This window comes from Pseudomonas sp. CBS, from assembly GCF_024734645.1.
GTDB lineage: Bacteria > Pseudomonadota > Gammaproteobacteria > Pseudomonadales > Pseudomonadaceae > Aquipseudomonas.
On record NZ_CP102929.1, the window covers coordinates 3,307,932 to 3,322,686 of the forward strand.

Sequence of the window (14,755 nt, forward strand, 5' to 3'; positions counted from 1 at the left end):
CCTTTCACTCAGACACCTTGTTTTCGACAAATGCTTGCGCCGAATAGACAAAAAGGCTGCGCGGACCGAACTGGCGGCGAACTATATCACTGCTGGTACAGCGCCCCCAAGGCCGGAACAGAGCTTGTTCAGAAACAGGACAGCTAAAAAAACCTTGCTGAGGTTCAATCTCAACCACGGGTGTAATGAATAAAGCCTGACGAACTTGCGTGAGGGATTTGATCATTACCGCTATAATCGCCGACTTTTCGTCAGGCTATACGATTTCAGACATGAGCCAATCCAGCGACCTTATCCAATCCGCACAACGCACCATCCGCCTTGAGCTCGAAGCCGTAGAAGGCTTGCTGGCCCATATCGACGCGGATTTCGTACGCGCATGCGAGATGATTCTGGCCAGCAAAGGCCGCGTTGTCGTGGTCGGCATGGGCAAATCCGGGCATGTTGGCAACAAGATCGCCGCCACCCTGGCGAGCACCGGGACCACCGCTTTTTTCGTACATCCCGCCGAAGCCAGCCATGGCGACATGGGCATGATCACCCGGGACGACATCATCCTGGCACTGTCCAACTCCGGCACCACCAACGAAATCGTGACCCTGCTGCCGCTGATCAAGCGCCTGGGCATCCAGCTGATCAGCGTGACCGGCAACCCGGATTCAACGCTGGCCAAAGCCGCCGAAGTGAATTTGAACGTGCACGTTGCCCACGAGGCCTGCCCACTGAACCTTGCGCCGACCTCCTCCACCACCGCTGCTCTGGTGATGGGCGACGCACTGGCCGTGGCCCTGCTGGAAGCCCGCGGGTTTACCGCCGAAGACTTCGCATTTTCCCACCCGGGTGGCGCCCTGGGCCGTCGACTGCTGCTTAAAGTGGAAAACGTGATGCACGCCGGCGACGAGCTGCCACAAGTCGCGCGCGGCACCCTGCTTAAAGATGCCTTGATGGAAATGACCCTCAAGCGCCTGGGCATGACCGTGATCCTGGAGTCCGACGGGCGCCTGGCCGGGGTTTTCACCGACGGTGACCTGCGCCGCACCCTGGACCGCAACCTCGACATCCAGACCGCCACCATCGACGAAGTCATGACGCCCCACGGCAAGACCGCACGCCCTGACATGCTCGCGGCCGAAGCGCTGAAGATCATGGAAGACCATAAAATTCTGGCGCTGGTGGTGGTCGATAGCGACGACCGCCCGGTAGGCGCCCTGAACATGCACGATTTGCTGCGTGCAGGAGTGATGTAAATGACCACCGACCTGTTGCAACGGGGCAAGCACATCAAGCTGGCGATTTTCGACGTCGACGGTGTGCTGACGGATGGCCGCCTGTACTTCCTGGAAGACGGCAGCGAATTCAAGACGTTCAACACCCTCGACGGCCAGGGCATCAAGATGCTGATGGCGGCCGGCGTGCAAACCGGCATCATCAGCGGTCGCAAGACGCCAGTTGTGGAACGCCGCGCACAAAACCTGGGGATTCCTCACCTGTATCAGGGCCGCGAGGATAAACTGGTGGTTCTGGACGAGCTTCTTGGCCAACTCAACCTAAGCTATGAGCAGGTTGCTTACCTGGGTGACGATTTACCCGACCTGCCGGTGATTCGCCGGGTCGGCCTGGGCATGGCCGTTGCCAATGCCGCGGCGTTCGTTCGCGAACACGCCCATGGTGTAACCACCGCCCGTGGCGGCGAAGGCGCCGCCCGCGAGTTCTGCGAGTTGATTCTGCGCGCCCAAGGCAGCCTTGAAGCGGCCCACGCCGCCTACCTATAGAGCGTTTTATGCTGAGTAAAAAGATTCGCAATTTCCTGATACTTGCAGTCATCGCCGCGGTTTTTCTCGCGGTCGGCTACTGGAATATCAGCCCGGAGCGCTTCCTCGACAAGCCGGTTGCCCAGGTTGACGAGAGCGCTATCGACTATTACGCCATCAATGCCCACAGCATTCAGTACCTGCCGGATGGCAAGGTTCAGTATGAAATGACCTCCGACAAGGTCGAACACTTGAAGGCATCCGAGGTCACCTTATTGTCCAAGCCGGACATGAACCTGTATCGCGGTGCCGAATTTCCGTGGCACGTCACCAGCGAGCGCGGCGAAGTCAACCCGGACGGCACCCAAGTGGAATTGATTGACTCGGTTCGCGTAGCCCGTACCGACGCCAAGGACCGCGAGACCATTATTACCAGCAGTCGCATGACCGTATTCCCACAGAAGCAATATGCGCAGACCGAGCAAGACGTTAGAATTGACGGCGCTGGCGGTGTATCGACTGGCAAGGGAATGAAAGCGTATTTGAAAGAAAGCAGGATACACCTGCTATCGAACGTAAGAGGACAGTATGAGGCTCGTTAAAACCCTCCCTATTTTGCTCGGCCTGGGCGCAGCACTGGGAAGCGTGAGCGCCTGGGCTCTGCCGAACGATAGCCAGCAACCGATCCACATTCAGGCTGACGATGCGCAGCTGGATGACAAGCAAGGTATCGCGACCTACACCGGTAGCGTGATCATCACTCAGGGCTCGATGAAGGTGACGGGTAACACCGTGACCCTGACTCGCACCCCGGCAGGTGATATCGACGTGGTCACTTCGGTGGGCAACCTGGCGTATTTCGAACAGCTGCAGAAAGTCGGCGACCCTACACCGGTCAAAGGCTACGGCAAGACGATCCAGTACCACGCCCAGCAAAACCGTATCGTGCTGATCGACCAGGCCCGCGTGATCAATGACGGCAACACCACCGACGGCGAAAAAATCGTCTATGACACGGTGAAGCAGATTGCCCAGGCCGGTCGTGCCACCGGTTCGAAAATCAGCACGCCGAAGCCGCGTATCGACATGGTTATCCAGCCGAAGCAGAAACCGGGCGCAGCCCAGCCGGCGCCGAAACCTGACGCGAAGAAGGCGAATTAATGGCAACCCTGAAAGCCCAGCATCTGGCCAAGGCCTATAAAAGCCGTCAGGTCGTGCGCGACGTCAGCCTGTCGATCGACAGCGGGCAGATCGTCGGCTTGCTCGGCCCCAACGGTGCCGGCAAGACCACCTGCTTCTACATGATCGTCGGTCTGGTGCAGGCCGATCAAGGCCGCGTCCTGATCGACGACCTGGACGTGAGCCACCAGCCTATGCACGGTCGTGCGCAGGCAGGTATCGGCTATCTTCCCCAGGAAGCATCGATCTTTCGCAAGCTGTCGGTGTCCGACAACATCATGGCCATCCTCGAGACCCGCAAGGAACTCGACCGTGCCGGGCGCAAGAAAGAGCTGGAAAGCCTGCTGCAGGAATTCCACATCAACCACATTCGCGACAACCTCGGCATGAGCCTTTCCGGCGGCGAGCGTCGTCGTGTGGAAATCGCCCGCGCCCTGGCCACTGCGCCGAAGTTCATCCTGCTGGACGAACCCTTCGCCGGTGTCGACCCGATCTCGGTCGGTGACATCAAGCAGATCATCCATCACCTCAAGGCCAAGGGCATCGGTGTATTGATCACCGACCACAACGTCCGCGAGACCCTCGATATCTGCGAAACCGCCTATATCGTGAACGATGGACAGCTGATTGCCGAAGGTGACTCCGCCACTATCCTGGCCAACGAACTGGTCAAGGAAGTGTATCTGGGTCACGAGTTCCGCCTGTAAACACGGTGGTATCAGGCCATTCGCCATGGAGCGCGGTAGTCAATAAAAACCTCAGTATTTTTATTGTTACCGCGCTCTAGGCAAAGCCCCCGATATCAGGCATATAATTTGCTTATGTTTGGCGCTCACGCGCCCTGTCGTGGATGGCGCATTGCGCCGGCGAATAAGGTGTTAAGCCCCTGCCATGAAACCATCGCTAGTCCTGAGAATGGGCCAGCAGCTGACGATGACACCGCAGCTGCAACAGGCCATCCGCCTGCTCCAATTGTCGACCCTGGACCTGCAACAGGAAATCCAGGAGGCCCTGGAGTCCAATCCGATGCTCGAACGCCAGGAAGAAGGCGACGACTTCGATAATGCAGACCCGCTGGCCGACAACATCGAGCAAAAGCCCAACCCCGACGTACAGGAACCCTCCTACCAGGAAACCGCCCCCACGGTGGATAACCTTGAGGAAGGCGAATGGAACGAACGCATTCCCAACGAGCTTCCCGTGGACACGGCCTGGGAAGACGTCTACCAGACCAGCGCCAGCAGCCTGCCGAGCAATGATGATGACGAGTGGGACTTCACCACCCGCACGTCCGCCGGCGAGAGCCTGCAGAGCCATTTGCTCTGGCAACTGAACCTGGCCCCGATGTCCGACACCGATCGCCTGATCGCCGTGACCCTGATCGATTGCATCAACAACCAGGGCTACCTGGACGAGACCCTTGAGGAGATCCTTGAGGCCTTCGATCCGGAACTGGACATCGAACTGGACGAAATCGAAGCCGTCCTGCACCGCATCCAGCAATTCGAGCCCGCCGGCATCGGCGCCCGCACCCTCAGCGAGTGCCTGTTGCTGCAACTGCGCCAATTGCCGGCCAAAACCCCCTGGCTGGCCGAAGCGCAGCGCCTGGTTACCGACTACATCGATTTGCTGGGCAGCCGCGACTACAGCCAGCTGATGCGCCGCATGAAGCTCAAGGAAGATGACCTGCGCCAGATCATCGAGCTGGTGCAGAGCCTCAACCCACGCCCGGGCTCGCAGATCGAGTCCAGCGAAGCCGAATACGTCGTGCCCGACGTCATCGTGCGCAAGGACAATGAGCGGTGGCTGGTGGAGCTGAACCAGGAATCGGTGCCACGCCTGCGGGTCAATCCGCAATACGCAGGTTTTGTGCGCCGCGCCGACACCAGCGCCGATAACACCTTCATGCGTAACCAACTGCAGGAAGCCCGCTGGTTCATCAAGAGCCTGCAAAGCCGCAACGAAACCCTGATGAAAGTCGCCACCCAGATCGTCGAGCACCAGCGCGGCTTCCTGGAATACGGCGATGAAGCAATGAAGCCGCTGGTACTGCACGACATCGCCGAGGCGGTGGGCATGCACGAATCAACGATTTCTCGGGTGACCACGCAAAAATTCATGCATACCCCACGGGGTATTTATGAGCTGAAATACTTTTTCTCCAGCCACGTCAGCACCTCCGAAGGCGGCGAATGCTCGTCCACGGCGATCCGCGCGATCATCAAAAAACTGGTTGCCGCGGAAAATCAGAAAAAGCCGTTGAGTGACAGCAAGATCGCTGGTTTACTGGAGGCACAAGGCATTCAGGTCGCCCGTCGAACCGTCGCCAAGTACCGCGAGTCCCTTGGGATCGCGCCTTCCAGCGAGCGTAAGCGTTTGATGTAACGGGCGGGCCATAGCGTTCCAGTGGCGGGTATTCCTACCCGCCGCTTTATGCACTGGCAACGAAGGAGAAGCTGTATGCAAGTCAACATCAGTGGACACCATGTAGAAGTCACCACTCCATTGCGCGAATACGTCGAGCTGAAGCTGAAGAAGCTTGAGGGCCATTTCGACAAGATCACCAACGTGCAGGTCATCATGAAGGTCGACAAGCTTCAGCAGAAAATCGAAGCGACACTTCAGATACCTGGTGGCGAAGTGGTCGCCAATGCCGAACATGAAGACATGTATGCATCAATCGACTTGCTCACAGACAAGCTTGACCGCCAACTTAAAAAGCATAAGGAAAAGCAGCAGAGCCTTCTTCAAGGCACTGGCCGCTAACACTCCCCACCCATGATCCGACTTGAAACCATCCTGACCCCCGGCCGTTCCCTCGTGAACGTGCCGGGCGGCAGTAAAAAGCGCGCCCTCGAACAAATTGCCAACCTGATCGGCCGCGAAGTGCCCGAAATGGATACGCAAGATGTGTACGAGGCTCTGATCGCCCGTGAAAAGCTCGGCTCAACCGGCTTTGGCAACGGCATCGCCATTCCTCACTGCCGCCTGCAAGGCTGTGAGTCTCCAGTCAGCGCCCTGCTGCACCTGGACGCCCCTATCGATTTCGACGCCATCGACGGCGCCCCGGTTGACCTGCTGTTTGTACTGCTGGTCCCCCAAGCCGCCACCGATGCGCACCTGGAACTGCTTCGGCAGATCGCCAGCATGCTCGACCGCAAAGAAGTTCGCGACAAACTGCGCAGCGCCCCCAGCAATGAGGCGCTCTACCAGGTCGTCCTGGATGAACAAAACGGGCAGTAATCATGCGTTTGATCATCGTCAGCGGCCGTTCCGGCTCAGGTAAAAGCACGGCCCTCAATGTTCTTGAGGACAACGGCTTCTATTGCATCGATAACCTGCCCGCTGGCCTGCTGCCTGAACTGGCGGAACGCGCACTGATTCATACCGAGCTGGCTCAACCGCTGGTCGCCGTTTCGATCGACGCCCGCAACCTGCCCAGCCACCTCACTCGTTTCCCGGAACTGCTCGAAGAAGTACGGGCCAAGCACATCCATTGCGATGTGCTGTACCTGGACGCCGATGAAGAGACGCTGCTCAAGCGCTTCTCCGAAACCCGTCGCCGCCACCCGCTGAGCAGCCCGCATCGTTCCCTGGCCGAAGCCATCGAGGACGAGACCAAACTGCTGGGGCCGATCATTGACCTGGCCGACCTCAAGATCAACACCACCAACCTGAACCTGTATCAACTGCGGGATGCGATCAAGCTGCGCCTGCTGAATCAGCCGGAGCCGGGTACCGCTTTTCTGGTGGAGTCGTTTGGCTTCAAGCGCGGCATGCCGGTGGATGCCGACCTGGTGTTTGATGTGCGCTGCCTGCCCAACCCGTACTGGAAGCCGGAACTGCGCGATCAGTCGGGGCTGGACAAACCTGTGGCCGATTACCTGGCGGCGCAGCCGGATGTTGAGGAAATGTTCCAGGACATCTCCAGCTACCTGCTCAAGTGGCTGCCGCGTTTTGCGGCCAGCAATCGGGCTTATGTCACCATCGCCATTGGCTGCACCGGCGGCCACCACCGTTCCGTCTACCTGACCGAACGCCTGGGCCAGGTGCTGCAACAAACCCTCAAGAACGTCCAGGTTCGCCACCGCGACCTCAGCTGAAAGGAACACCTCCGCGATGCCCGCTCTGGAAATTGAAATCATCAACAAGCTGGGCCTGCACGCCCGGGCCTCGGCCAAGTTCGTCGGCGTCGCCGGGCAGTTCCCTTGCCAGATTCGCGCCGGGCGCACTCCCGAAACCATGGTCGACGGCAAAAGCATCATGGCCATGATGATGCTCGCTGCGGGCAAGGGCACGAAGATTCATTTGAAGACAGAGGGCGAACAAGAGCAGGAAGCGATGGATGCGCTGGTGAAGTTGATCAATAACTACTTCGACGAAGGCGAGTAAACCCGCCTTCCTGTGACCGAGTGAAGCCGGATTCGGCTTCACCCCAACGCCGTATCCATCACCATCATCAAGCAAAACCCGATGCACAACCCCAGGCTGGCAAGCTTGTCATGGCCATTGCGCCGCGACTCGGGAATGACTTCGTGAGTCACCACCAACAGCATTGCCCCGGCCGCCAGTGCCAGCCCCAACGGCAACAGCACCTCCGCCAGGCTTACCAGCCAGGCACACAGCACCGCAAACACCGGTTCCACCAGGCCTGACGCCGCACCGATCAGGAACGCCTTGACCCGCGACATCCCTGCCCCGGCCAATACCAACGCAATCACCAGACCTTCCGGCACATCCTGCAAGGCAATGCCCATGGCCAGGCTGTCAGCATCAGGCATGCCGCCGCCCGCCGAGACCCCCACCGCCATGCCTTCGGGAATGTTGTGAGCAATGATGGCGAACACAAAGAGCCAGATGCGCGGGGGTATCACCGGATGTTCCGGGCTCCCCACCAGCATTTCCGGGCTGGCGCCGGAGACCTTGCGATCCACCAGATACAGCCCGAATGCGCCCAGCATGATGCCGAAGCTGATCAAGCCGCTGGCGGCCCAAGGCGTCAGGCCGAGGCTTTCAGCCGCCGCGATACCCGGCACGATGAGCGAAAACGCCGTCGCTGCCAGCATCACCCCGGCGCCGAAGCCAAGCAGCGTGTCGCTCACCGCCAACGGCATCCGGCGGATCACCAGTACCGGCACGGCGCCCAAGGCGGTGCCAAGCGCGCAAATCGCACCACCTTGCAAGGCCCGCAGGATGCGGGGTTCCAGGTCAAGCCAGGCCAGCCCTTGGGCCACCAGCAATGCAGTTCCTGCCAATAGCAGCAGCGAGCCAAACGCATAACGAAACATCCGCACGCTGCTGATCGCCAGTGTTTCAGTGCCCATAGTCGGCCTTAGATCTTGTTATGGAGGAGTTTCAGCCCAGCGCCGCCTGGTAGCGTCCGGCAACTTCCGGCCAGTTGATGACGCTGTAGAACGCATTGATGTATTCCGGACGACGGTTCTGGTACAGCAGGTAGTAAGCGTGTTCCCAGACGTCCAGGCCGAGGATTGGCGTGTTGCCGTTCATGAGCGGGCTGTCCTGGTTGCCGCTGCTTTCCACCACCAGGGTCTTTTGCGGGGTCACGCTCAACCACGCCCAGCCACTGCCAAAACGGGTCAAGGCAGCTTTGGTGAACGCCTCCTTGAACGCATCGAAACCGCCCAACTGTTCATCGATGGCTTTGCCCAGCGCACCATCCGGTTTGCCGCCGCCTTTGGGCGACATCACTGCCCAGAACAACGAGTGGTTAGCGTGACCGCCGCCCTGGTTGATCACCGCCGCCCGCAGCTTTTCCGGCAGTTGCTGGACGCTGGACACCAGCTTCTCCACCGGCCAACCGGCAAACTCGGTGCCTTCAACGGCCGCGTTGAGGTTGTTGATGTAGGTCTGGTGGTGCTTGGTGTAGTGGATCTCCATGGTTTGCGCATCAATATGCGGTTCAAGGGCATCGTAGGCGTAAGGCAGGGCCGGCAAGGTGTAGGACATATCAATGAGCTCCATAAAAAGGGCTGTTGCGGGTCGACGCATCCGATGGCGCCACGTTGCTGCCCAGCAGGCGGTGGGTACGCGGGTACTCACCGTGGTCGCTGATGAAATTCAGCAGTTCGACGTAGGTCTTGCTGCTCTGGCGCAGGGCCGCCTCCCGCAACTGCGGGTTCAGGCGTGTGTCCTGCATGGTCTGCAACAAGCGCTGGTGAATGGCGCAGAGGTATTCCGCGCTTTCTTCCGGCTGGTTCAGGCGCAGATGCAGGTCGGCCAGGTTGTGATGAGAAATGACGCAAGCCGCCACCGCTTCGTCGGCATCCGCCCAGCGCTCAAACAACACTTGAGCCAGGGCCAGGGCTTGCAGATAGGCCTCGCGGGCATCTACCAGCTCGCCCGCCATAAAGCAGCGATTGGCCCGTTCGATCGTGCGTTTCCAGTGCTCCATGGTGAGCCTCCAAAGCAGGGTCGGTGATTACACGCCGCCGGCCGTGAGCTTTTCCGGATCCAGCAGGATTTCCAGTTGGCTGCGGGGCAAGTCGGTGTGTTCGAGCGCCACGTCAATCACCGGGCGGCCTTGTTGATAGGCCTTCTTGGCGATTTCGGCGGCCTTTTGGTAACCGATGATCGGGTTGAGTGCGGTCACCAGGATCGGGTTGCGTGACAGCGCTTCCTTGAGCTTGGCTTCGTTGACCTTGAAGCTGGCGATGGCCTTGTCGGCCAGCAGGCGGCTGGAGTTGGCCAGCAATTCCAGGCTGCTGAGCAGGTTCTGGGCAATGATCGGCAGCATCACGTTGAGTTCGAAGTTGCCGGACTGGCCGGCGATGGTGATCACCGTGTCATTGCCGATGACTTGTGCGGCAACCATGGCGGTAGCTTCCGGGATCACCGGATTGACCTTGCCCGGCATGATCGAGGAGCCCGGTTGCAGGCCTTCCAGCTCGATCTCACCGAGGCCGGCCAACGGGCCGGAGTTCATCCAGCGCAGATCGTTGGCGATTTTCATCAAGGACACGGCGGTGGTCTTGAGCTGCCCCGAGACTGCGACGGCGGTGTCCTGGGAACCGATCAGGGCAAACAGGTTCTTGCCCGGGGTGAATTGGACGTGGGTCAGATTGCTCAGTTGCTGGCTGAAACGCGCCGCAAACTCCGGATGCGCATTGATCCCGGTGCCGACGGCAGTGCCGCCCTGGGCCAGCGCCTGCAAACTTGGCAGCAGGTCTTGCAGGTGGCCGATATTGGCCTTCAGCTGCTGCGCCCAGCCATTGAGCACCTGGCTCATGCGCACCGGCATCGCGTCCATCAGGTGAGTGCGCCCGGTCTTGACGAAGCGGTGCACCTCTTCAGCCTTGTGCTCGATCACCTGGACCAGGTGCAGCAGCGCCGGCAGGGTTTGCTCATGCAACACCAGTGCTGCGCTGACGTGAATGGTGGTCGGGATGATGTCGTTGCTGCTTTGGCCGCAGTTGACGTGATCGTTGGGGTTGACCGGCTCGCCCAGCAAGCGGCTGGCCAGGGTCGCAATCACTTCGTTGGCATTCATGTTGGAGCTGGTGCCGGAGCCGGTCTGGAAGATATCCACCGGGAAGTGCTGCATGAACTCGCCTTCCAGCAAGCCTTGGGCGGCATCAACGATGGCCTTGCCCTGGGCTTCGCTCAGTTGTTTCAGCTCGACGTTAGCTTTGGCCGCCGCAGCCTTGGCCAGGATCAGCGCACGAATGAACTGCGCCGGCATGCGCTGGTGGCTGATGGGAAAGTTGTTCACCGCACGCTGGGTTTGCGCGCCATACAGGGCCTCGGCGGGCACTTGCAGTTCGCCCATGCTGTCACGTTCGATACGGGTGTTACTCATCGGAAGATCCTTGCACCAAGTCGGAGTGAGAAATGGATGGAAGCAATTCGCAGGTCGCCAATTGCCAGGCAAAGGTCTGCCAGCGCTTGAGGCGGCAGGCACAGTGGGAAAGTTTTTCCAGGTCGCGCAACGGGCGCCAGGCCTGGTCCAGGCACATGGACCGCCAGTGCCAGGGCAAGGCAATGTCGGAGGCGGTGTCGAGCAGCAGGCGGAATGAGGTTTCGGCGATAGTCCACGGGTGGGTCGCGGTGCAACAGGCGAGGTACCGGCCTTCGGCCAGGTAATGTTCGATCAGGCGGGGCTCGTCGGGATCAAGGCCGCAGCGAATCTGACGACTCATCCAACGCCAGCTTTCCAGGTAGGGATCCTCATGCAGGACAGAACTCATGATCCATACTCACTCGGTAATGATATTTATTATTAAATGATATTGAGAATCAAAACAAGAGCCTGAGGAAATCACTCGGAATTCCAGGCACAAAAAAAGGCGCGCCATCCAGTGGATGGCGCGCCTTTTTTTACAGCGTCTTTCGGCGGCTTAGCTGCCGGCGACGGTCATCTTTTCGATCAACACCGAACCGGTGCGGATGTTACTGCGCAGTTCCAGGTCATTCCCCACTGCGACAATCTGCTTGAACATGTCGCGCATATTGCCGGCGATGGTCACTTCCTGCACGGCGAACTGGATTTCACCGTTCTCCACCCAGAAACCCGCCGCGCCACGGGAGTAATCACCCGTGACCATATTCAGGCCATGCCCCATCAACTCGGTGACCAGCAAGCCACGCCCCATGCGCCGCAACAGCGCCGCCTGGTCTTCATCCCCATGGGTGATGAACAGGTTGTGCACGCCGCCGGAGTTGGCGGTGCTTGGCAGGCCGAGCTTGCGACCGGCATAAGTACCCAACACATAGGACACCAACTCACCGTTCTCGACGAACGGCTTGGCATAAGTCGCCAGGCCATCACCGTCAAACGACGAACTGCCCATGGCGCGCATCAGGTGCGGGCGCTCATCGATGGTCAGCCATTCCGGGAACAGCTTCTGGCCAATCGCGCCCTCGAGGAACGACGACTTGCGGTACAGGTTGCCGCCGGAAATCGCCCCAAGGAAGCTGCCGAACAGACCACCGGCCAGTTCCGCCGAAAACAGCACCGGCACTTCGCAAGTCGGCACCGGGCGTGCGCCCAGGCGGCTGGCCGCACGTTGTGCGGCACGCTGGCCGATGAGCACCGGGTCCATCAGCAATTCGCCCTGGCGGTTCACGTCGTACCAGTAATCACGCTGCATCTGGCCGTTGGCTTCGGCGATCATCACGCAGCTCAGGCTGTGACGCGTCGAGGCATAACCGCCGATAAAACCATGGCTGTTGCCATACACGCGGCAACCCTGATGAGTGCTCAAGGTGGTGCCATCAGCGTTCTTGATCCGGCTGTCGGCATCAAATGCCGCCGCTTCACAGGTCAGTGCCTGTTCAATCGCCTGCTCCGGGGTGATGTCCCAGGCATGAAACAGGTCAAAATCTTTCAAGTCCCGAGCCATCAGGGCTGCATCGGCCAAGCCGGAGCTTTCATCTTCAGACGTGTGCTTGGCAATCGCCAGTGCCGCCGCGACGGTTTCGCGAATCGCTTCCGGGCCGCTGGCGGAGGTGCTGGCCGAGCCTTTGCGCTGGCCCACGTACAAGGTGATGCCAAACCCCTGGTCGCGGTTGAACTCAACCGTTTCCACTTCCCGCTGGCGTACCGATGTCGACAACCCCTGCTCCAGGGACACCGCCACTTCACAGGCACTGGCCCCCTGGCGCTTGGCCTCGGCAATGATCTGCTCGACTTGTTCCTGCAGTGCCGGTAACGCTTGCGGACCGACGCTTTGGGTTGCACTCATGGTTTTCTCCACTCAAATTCTGCTTTCGGTTAAGGCCTTCTAGCGACCGGGCCGGACAAGCGGCCCCCGACTGGTTATCATGGCGGCGTTTCTTTGCGGACTGCCACCATGGTTGATTCTTACGACGACTCCCTCGATGGGGAGAAAAGCAAATCTCAGGTCAAACGCGAGCTGCATGCTCTGGTTGACCTCGGCGAGCGCCTTACGACACTCAAGCCTGACTTGTGTGCAAAACTGCCATTGACCGACGCCCTGCGCCGGGCCCTGAACGATGCGCCCAAGCACACCGCGAATATCGCGCGTAAACGGCACCTCATGTTTATCGGCAAACTGATGCGCGACCAGGACACTGACGCCATTCTGACGTTGCTCGATCAACTCGATGCCTCCACTCGCCAGTACAACGAGCGTTTCCATAACCTGGAACGCTGGCGTGATCGCTTGATCGCCGGCGATGACGCGGTACTGGAGAAGTTCGTCATCGAGTACCCGGATGCCGATCGCCAACAATTGCGCTCCCTGATCCGTCAGGCCCAGCACGAACTGGCGCAAAGCAAGCCACCGGCCTCCAGCCGAAAAATCTTCAAATACATCCGTGAGCTGGACGATAGTCAACGCGGCCTGCGCTGACCCTCTTCCCCGGGTGGCGATCTTCGCCACCCGAAGCTCCCGTTCTTACGACCCCGTGCCACCCACGGTGATCGCATCAATTTTCAAGGTTGGCTGGCCGACACCCACCGGCACCGACTGACCATCCTTCCCGCACGTCCCCACACCGCTGTCCAGCGACAGGTCGTTACCGACCATCGACACCTTGCTCATGGCTTCCGGGCCGTTGCCAATCAACGTTGCACCCTTGACCGGCGCGGTGATCTTGCCGTCTTCGATCAAATACGCCTCGCTGGTGGAGAACACGAACTTGCCGCTGGTGATGTCCACCTGCCCACCACCCAGGTTGGCGCAGTAGATACCGCGTTTCACCGAGGCGATGATTTCGGCCGGGTCGCTTTCGCCACCGAGCATGTAGGTGTTGGTCATGCGCGGCATCGGCAGGTGCGCGTAGGACTCGCGACGACCGTTACCGGTGCGGGCCACGCCCATCAGGCGGGCGTTGAGCTTGTCTTGCATGTAGCCCTTGAGCACGCCGTTTTCGATCAGTGTGGTGCACTCGGTCGGGGTGCCTTCGTCATCGACGCTCAACGAGCCGCGACGCCCGGCCAGGGTGCCGTCATCGACGATGGTGCAGAGCTTTGACGCGACCATCTCGCCCATGCGCCCGCTGTAGGCGGAACTGCCCTTGCGGTTGAAGTCACCTTCCAGGCCGTGGCCCACCGCTTCATGCAACAGCACGCCGGACCAGCCGGAACCCAGCACCACCGGCAACGTACCGGCCGGTGCCGGAATCGCTTCCAGGTTAACCAGCGCCTGGCGCAGCGCTTCACGGGCATAACCCATGGCGCGGTCTTCGGTGAGGAAATAACGGTAGTCGGTACGCCCGCCGCCGCCATGGCCGCCGCGCTCGCGGCGGCCGTTCTGTTCAACGATCACGCTGACATTGAAACGCACCAGTGGCCGCACATCCGCCGCCAGGCCGCCATCGGTGGAGGCCACGAGGATGCGCTCCCACACACCGGCCATGCTCACGGTGACTTGCTGGATACGCGGGTCCAGGGCACGGGTCGCCGCGTCCACACGCTTGAGCAGCTCGACCTTTTCAGCGCGGCTGATCACTTCCAGAGGGTTATCCGGCGCGTACAACTGGGCCACGTCCTGGGTGCTGAACGCCTGCACCGTGCCGTTTTGGCCGGCACGGGAGATCGAACGCGCAGCGCGAGCCGCCAGGCCCAGGGCTTCAAGGGTGATGGCATTGCTGTAGGCAAAACCGGTTTTTTCACCGGACTGCGCACGCACGCCCACACCTTGGTCGAGGTTGAAACTGCCTTCCTTGACGATCCCGTCTTCCAGGGCCCAGGACTCGGAAATCTGCCCCTGGAAATACAGGTCGGCAGCGTCGATGCCTGGCCCGGCCAGATCGCCGAGGACCGTTTGCAAGCTTTCGATGGTCACGCCGCCGGGCGCCAGGAGGTGTTCACTGACTGAGGACAACAACTCGCTCATAGGTTT

19 protein-coding genes are annotated in these 14,755 nt (G+C 60.1%); 11 read left to right on the forward strand and 8 right to left on the reverse strand.

Annotated features, from left to right (window positions below; all coding sequences use genetic code 11):
• Window positions 1–4 precede the first annotated feature (4 nt).
• Window positions 5–226 (reverse strand): hypothetical protein, encoded by a 222-nt coding sequence (locus tag NVB75_RS15010; protein WP_258347981.1) that lies wholly within the window; start codon window positions 224–226, stop codon window positions 5–7.
• 46 nt (window positions 227–272) lie between these two features.
• On the opposite strand from NVB75_RS15010, the gene NVB75_RS15015 reads away from it, so the two are divergent.
• The 10 genes from NVB75_RS15015 to NVB75_RS15060 all read left to right on the forward strand — a co-directional run bounded on the left by NVB75_RS15015 (window position 273) and on the right by NVB75_RS15060 (window position 7,322).
• Complete coding sequence (locus NVB75_RS15015) at window positions 273–1,247, forward strand: KpsF/GutQ family sugar-phosphate isomerase (RefSeq protein WP_076014424.1); 975 nt, start codon at window positions 273–275, stop codon at window positions 1,245–1,247.
• Window positions 1,248–1,772 carry an HAD family hydrolase gene (locus NVB75_RS15020; protein ID WP_087692862.1) on the forward strand — a complete coding sequence of 175 codons (525 nt, stop codon included), beginning with the start codon at window positions 1,248–1,250 and terminating at the stop codon, window positions 1,770–1,772. It abuts the gene before it with no gap.
• 8 nt (window positions 1,773–1,780) lie between these two features.
• A complete protein-coding gene (lptC, locus tag NVB75_RS15025; protein WP_258347984.1) occupies window positions 1,781–2,353 on the forward strand; it encodes an LPS export ABC transporter periplasmic protein LptC in 573 nt (190 codons plus the stop codon).
• A complete protein-coding gene (lptA, locus tag NVB75_RS15030) occupies window positions 2,340–2,912 on the forward strand; it encodes a lipopolysaccharide transport periplasmic protein LptA (protein ID WP_023659193.1) in 573 nt (190 codons plus the stop codon). Before lptC ends, lptA begins: the two co-directional genes overlap by 14 nt.
• Window positions 2,912–3,637: an LPS export ABC transporter ATP-binding protein gene (lptB, locus tag NVB75_RS15035; RefSeq protein ID WP_003216119.1), complete on the forward strand. Its 726-nt coding sequence runs from the start codon at window positions 2,912–2,914 to the stop codon at window positions 3,635–3,637. The genes lptA and lptB overlap by 1 nt, the downstream gene beginning before the upstream one ends.
• A 184-nt stretch (window positions 3,638–3,821) precedes the next feature.
• Entirely contained in the window at window positions 3,822–5,315 is a 1,494-nt protein-coding gene (locus tag NVB75_RS15040) for an RNA polymerase factor sigma-54 (RefSeq protein WP_026078000.1), read from the forward strand.
• A 75-nt stretch (window positions 5,316–5,390) separates the two neighbouring features.
• Entirely contained in the window at window positions 5,391–5,696 is a 306-nt protein-coding gene (hpf, locus tag NVB75_RS15045; protein ID WP_258348000.1) for a ribosome hibernation-promoting factor, HPF/YfiA family, read from the forward strand.
• Window positions 5,697–5,708: 12 nt separating this feature from the next.
• Entirely contained in the window at window positions 5,709–6,173 is a 465-nt protein-coding gene (gene ptsN, locus NVB75_RS15050; protein ID WP_258348001.1) for a PTS IIA-like nitrogen regulatory protein PtsN, read from the forward strand.
• A 2-nt stretch (window positions 6,174–6,175) separates the two neighbouring features.
• Window positions 6,176–7,033, forward strand: coding sequence for an RNase adapter RapZ (gene rapZ, locus NVB75_RS15055; protein ID WP_258348003.1), 858 nt, complete (start codon window positions 6,176–6,178; stop codon window positions 7,031–7,033).
• Window positions 7,034–7,049: 16 nt separating this feature from the next.
• Complete coding sequence (locus tag NVB75_RS15060; RefSeq protein ID WP_258348005.1) at window positions 7,050–7,322, forward strand: HPr family phosphocarrier protein; 273 nt, start codon at window positions 7,050–7,052, stop codon at window positions 7,320–7,322.
• A 38-nt stretch (window positions 7,323–7,360) separates the two neighbouring features.
• Here the strand turns inward: NVB75_RS15060 and NVB75_RS15065 are convergent, their stop codons facing one another.
• From NVB75_RS15065 to pmbA, 6 genes are all read right to left on the reverse strand, one after another.
• The gene (locus tag NVB75_RS15065; protein WP_258348007.1) at window positions 7,361–8,254 is read right to left on the reverse strand and encodes a ZIP family metal transporter; all 894 of its coding nucleotides are present in this window, start codon (window positions 8,252–8,254) and stop codon (window positions 7,361–7,363) included.
• Between the two features lie 31 nt (window positions 8,255–8,285).
• Window positions 8,286–8,897 (reverse strand): superoxide dismutase, encoded by a 612-nt coding sequence (locus tag NVB75_RS15070; RefSeq protein ID WP_076014428.1) that lies wholly within the window; start codon window positions 8,895–8,897, stop codon window positions 8,286–8,288.
• A gap of 1 nt (window position 8,898) precedes the next feature.
• Window positions 8,899–9,342 carry a hypothetical protein gene (locus NVB75_RS15075; protein ID WP_063027153.1) on the reverse strand — a complete coding sequence of 148 codons (444 nt, stop codon included), beginning with the start codon at window positions 9,340–9,342 and terminating at the stop codon, window positions 8,899–8,901.
• 27 nt (window positions 9,343–9,369) lie between these two features.
• Window positions 9,370–10,746: an aspartate ammonia-lyase gene (locus NVB75_RS15080; protein WP_258348017.1), complete on the reverse strand. Its 1,377-nt coding sequence runs from the start codon at window positions 10,744–10,746 to the stop codon at window positions 9,370–9,372.
• Window positions 10,739–11,134, reverse strand: coding sequence for a FagA protein (locus NVB75_RS15085; RefSeq protein WP_258348019.1), 396 nt, complete (start codon window positions 11,132–11,134; stop codon window positions 10,739–10,741). Before NVB75_RS15085 ends, NVB75_RS15080 begins: the two co-directional genes overlap by 8 nt.
• Window positions 11,135–11,284: 150 nt before the next feature.
• Window positions 11,285–12,631: a metalloprotease PmbA gene (gene pmbA / locus NVB75_RS15090; protein ID WP_063027149.1), complete on the reverse strand. Its 1,347-nt coding sequence runs from the start codon at window positions 12,629–12,631 to the stop codon at window positions 11,285–11,287.
• A gap of 108 nt (window positions 12,632–12,739) precedes the next feature.
• Between pmbA and yjgA the strand changes: the two genes are divergently transcribed.
• Window positions 12,740–13,261: a ribosome biogenesis factor YjgA gene (yjgA, locus tag NVB75_RS15095; protein ID WP_003216092.1), complete on the forward strand. Its 522-nt coding sequence runs from the start codon at window positions 12,740–12,742 to the stop codon at window positions 13,259–13,261.
• Window positions 13,262–13,306: 45 nt separating this feature from the next.
• Here yjgA and tldD read toward each other — a convergent pair whose 3' ends face one another.
• Entirely contained in the window at window positions 13,307–14,749 is a 1,443-nt protein-coding gene (gene tldD, locus NVB75_RS15100) for a metalloprotease TldD (RefSeq protein ID WP_010170608.1), read from the reverse strand.
• Window positions 14,750–14,755 lie beyond the last annotated feature (6 nt).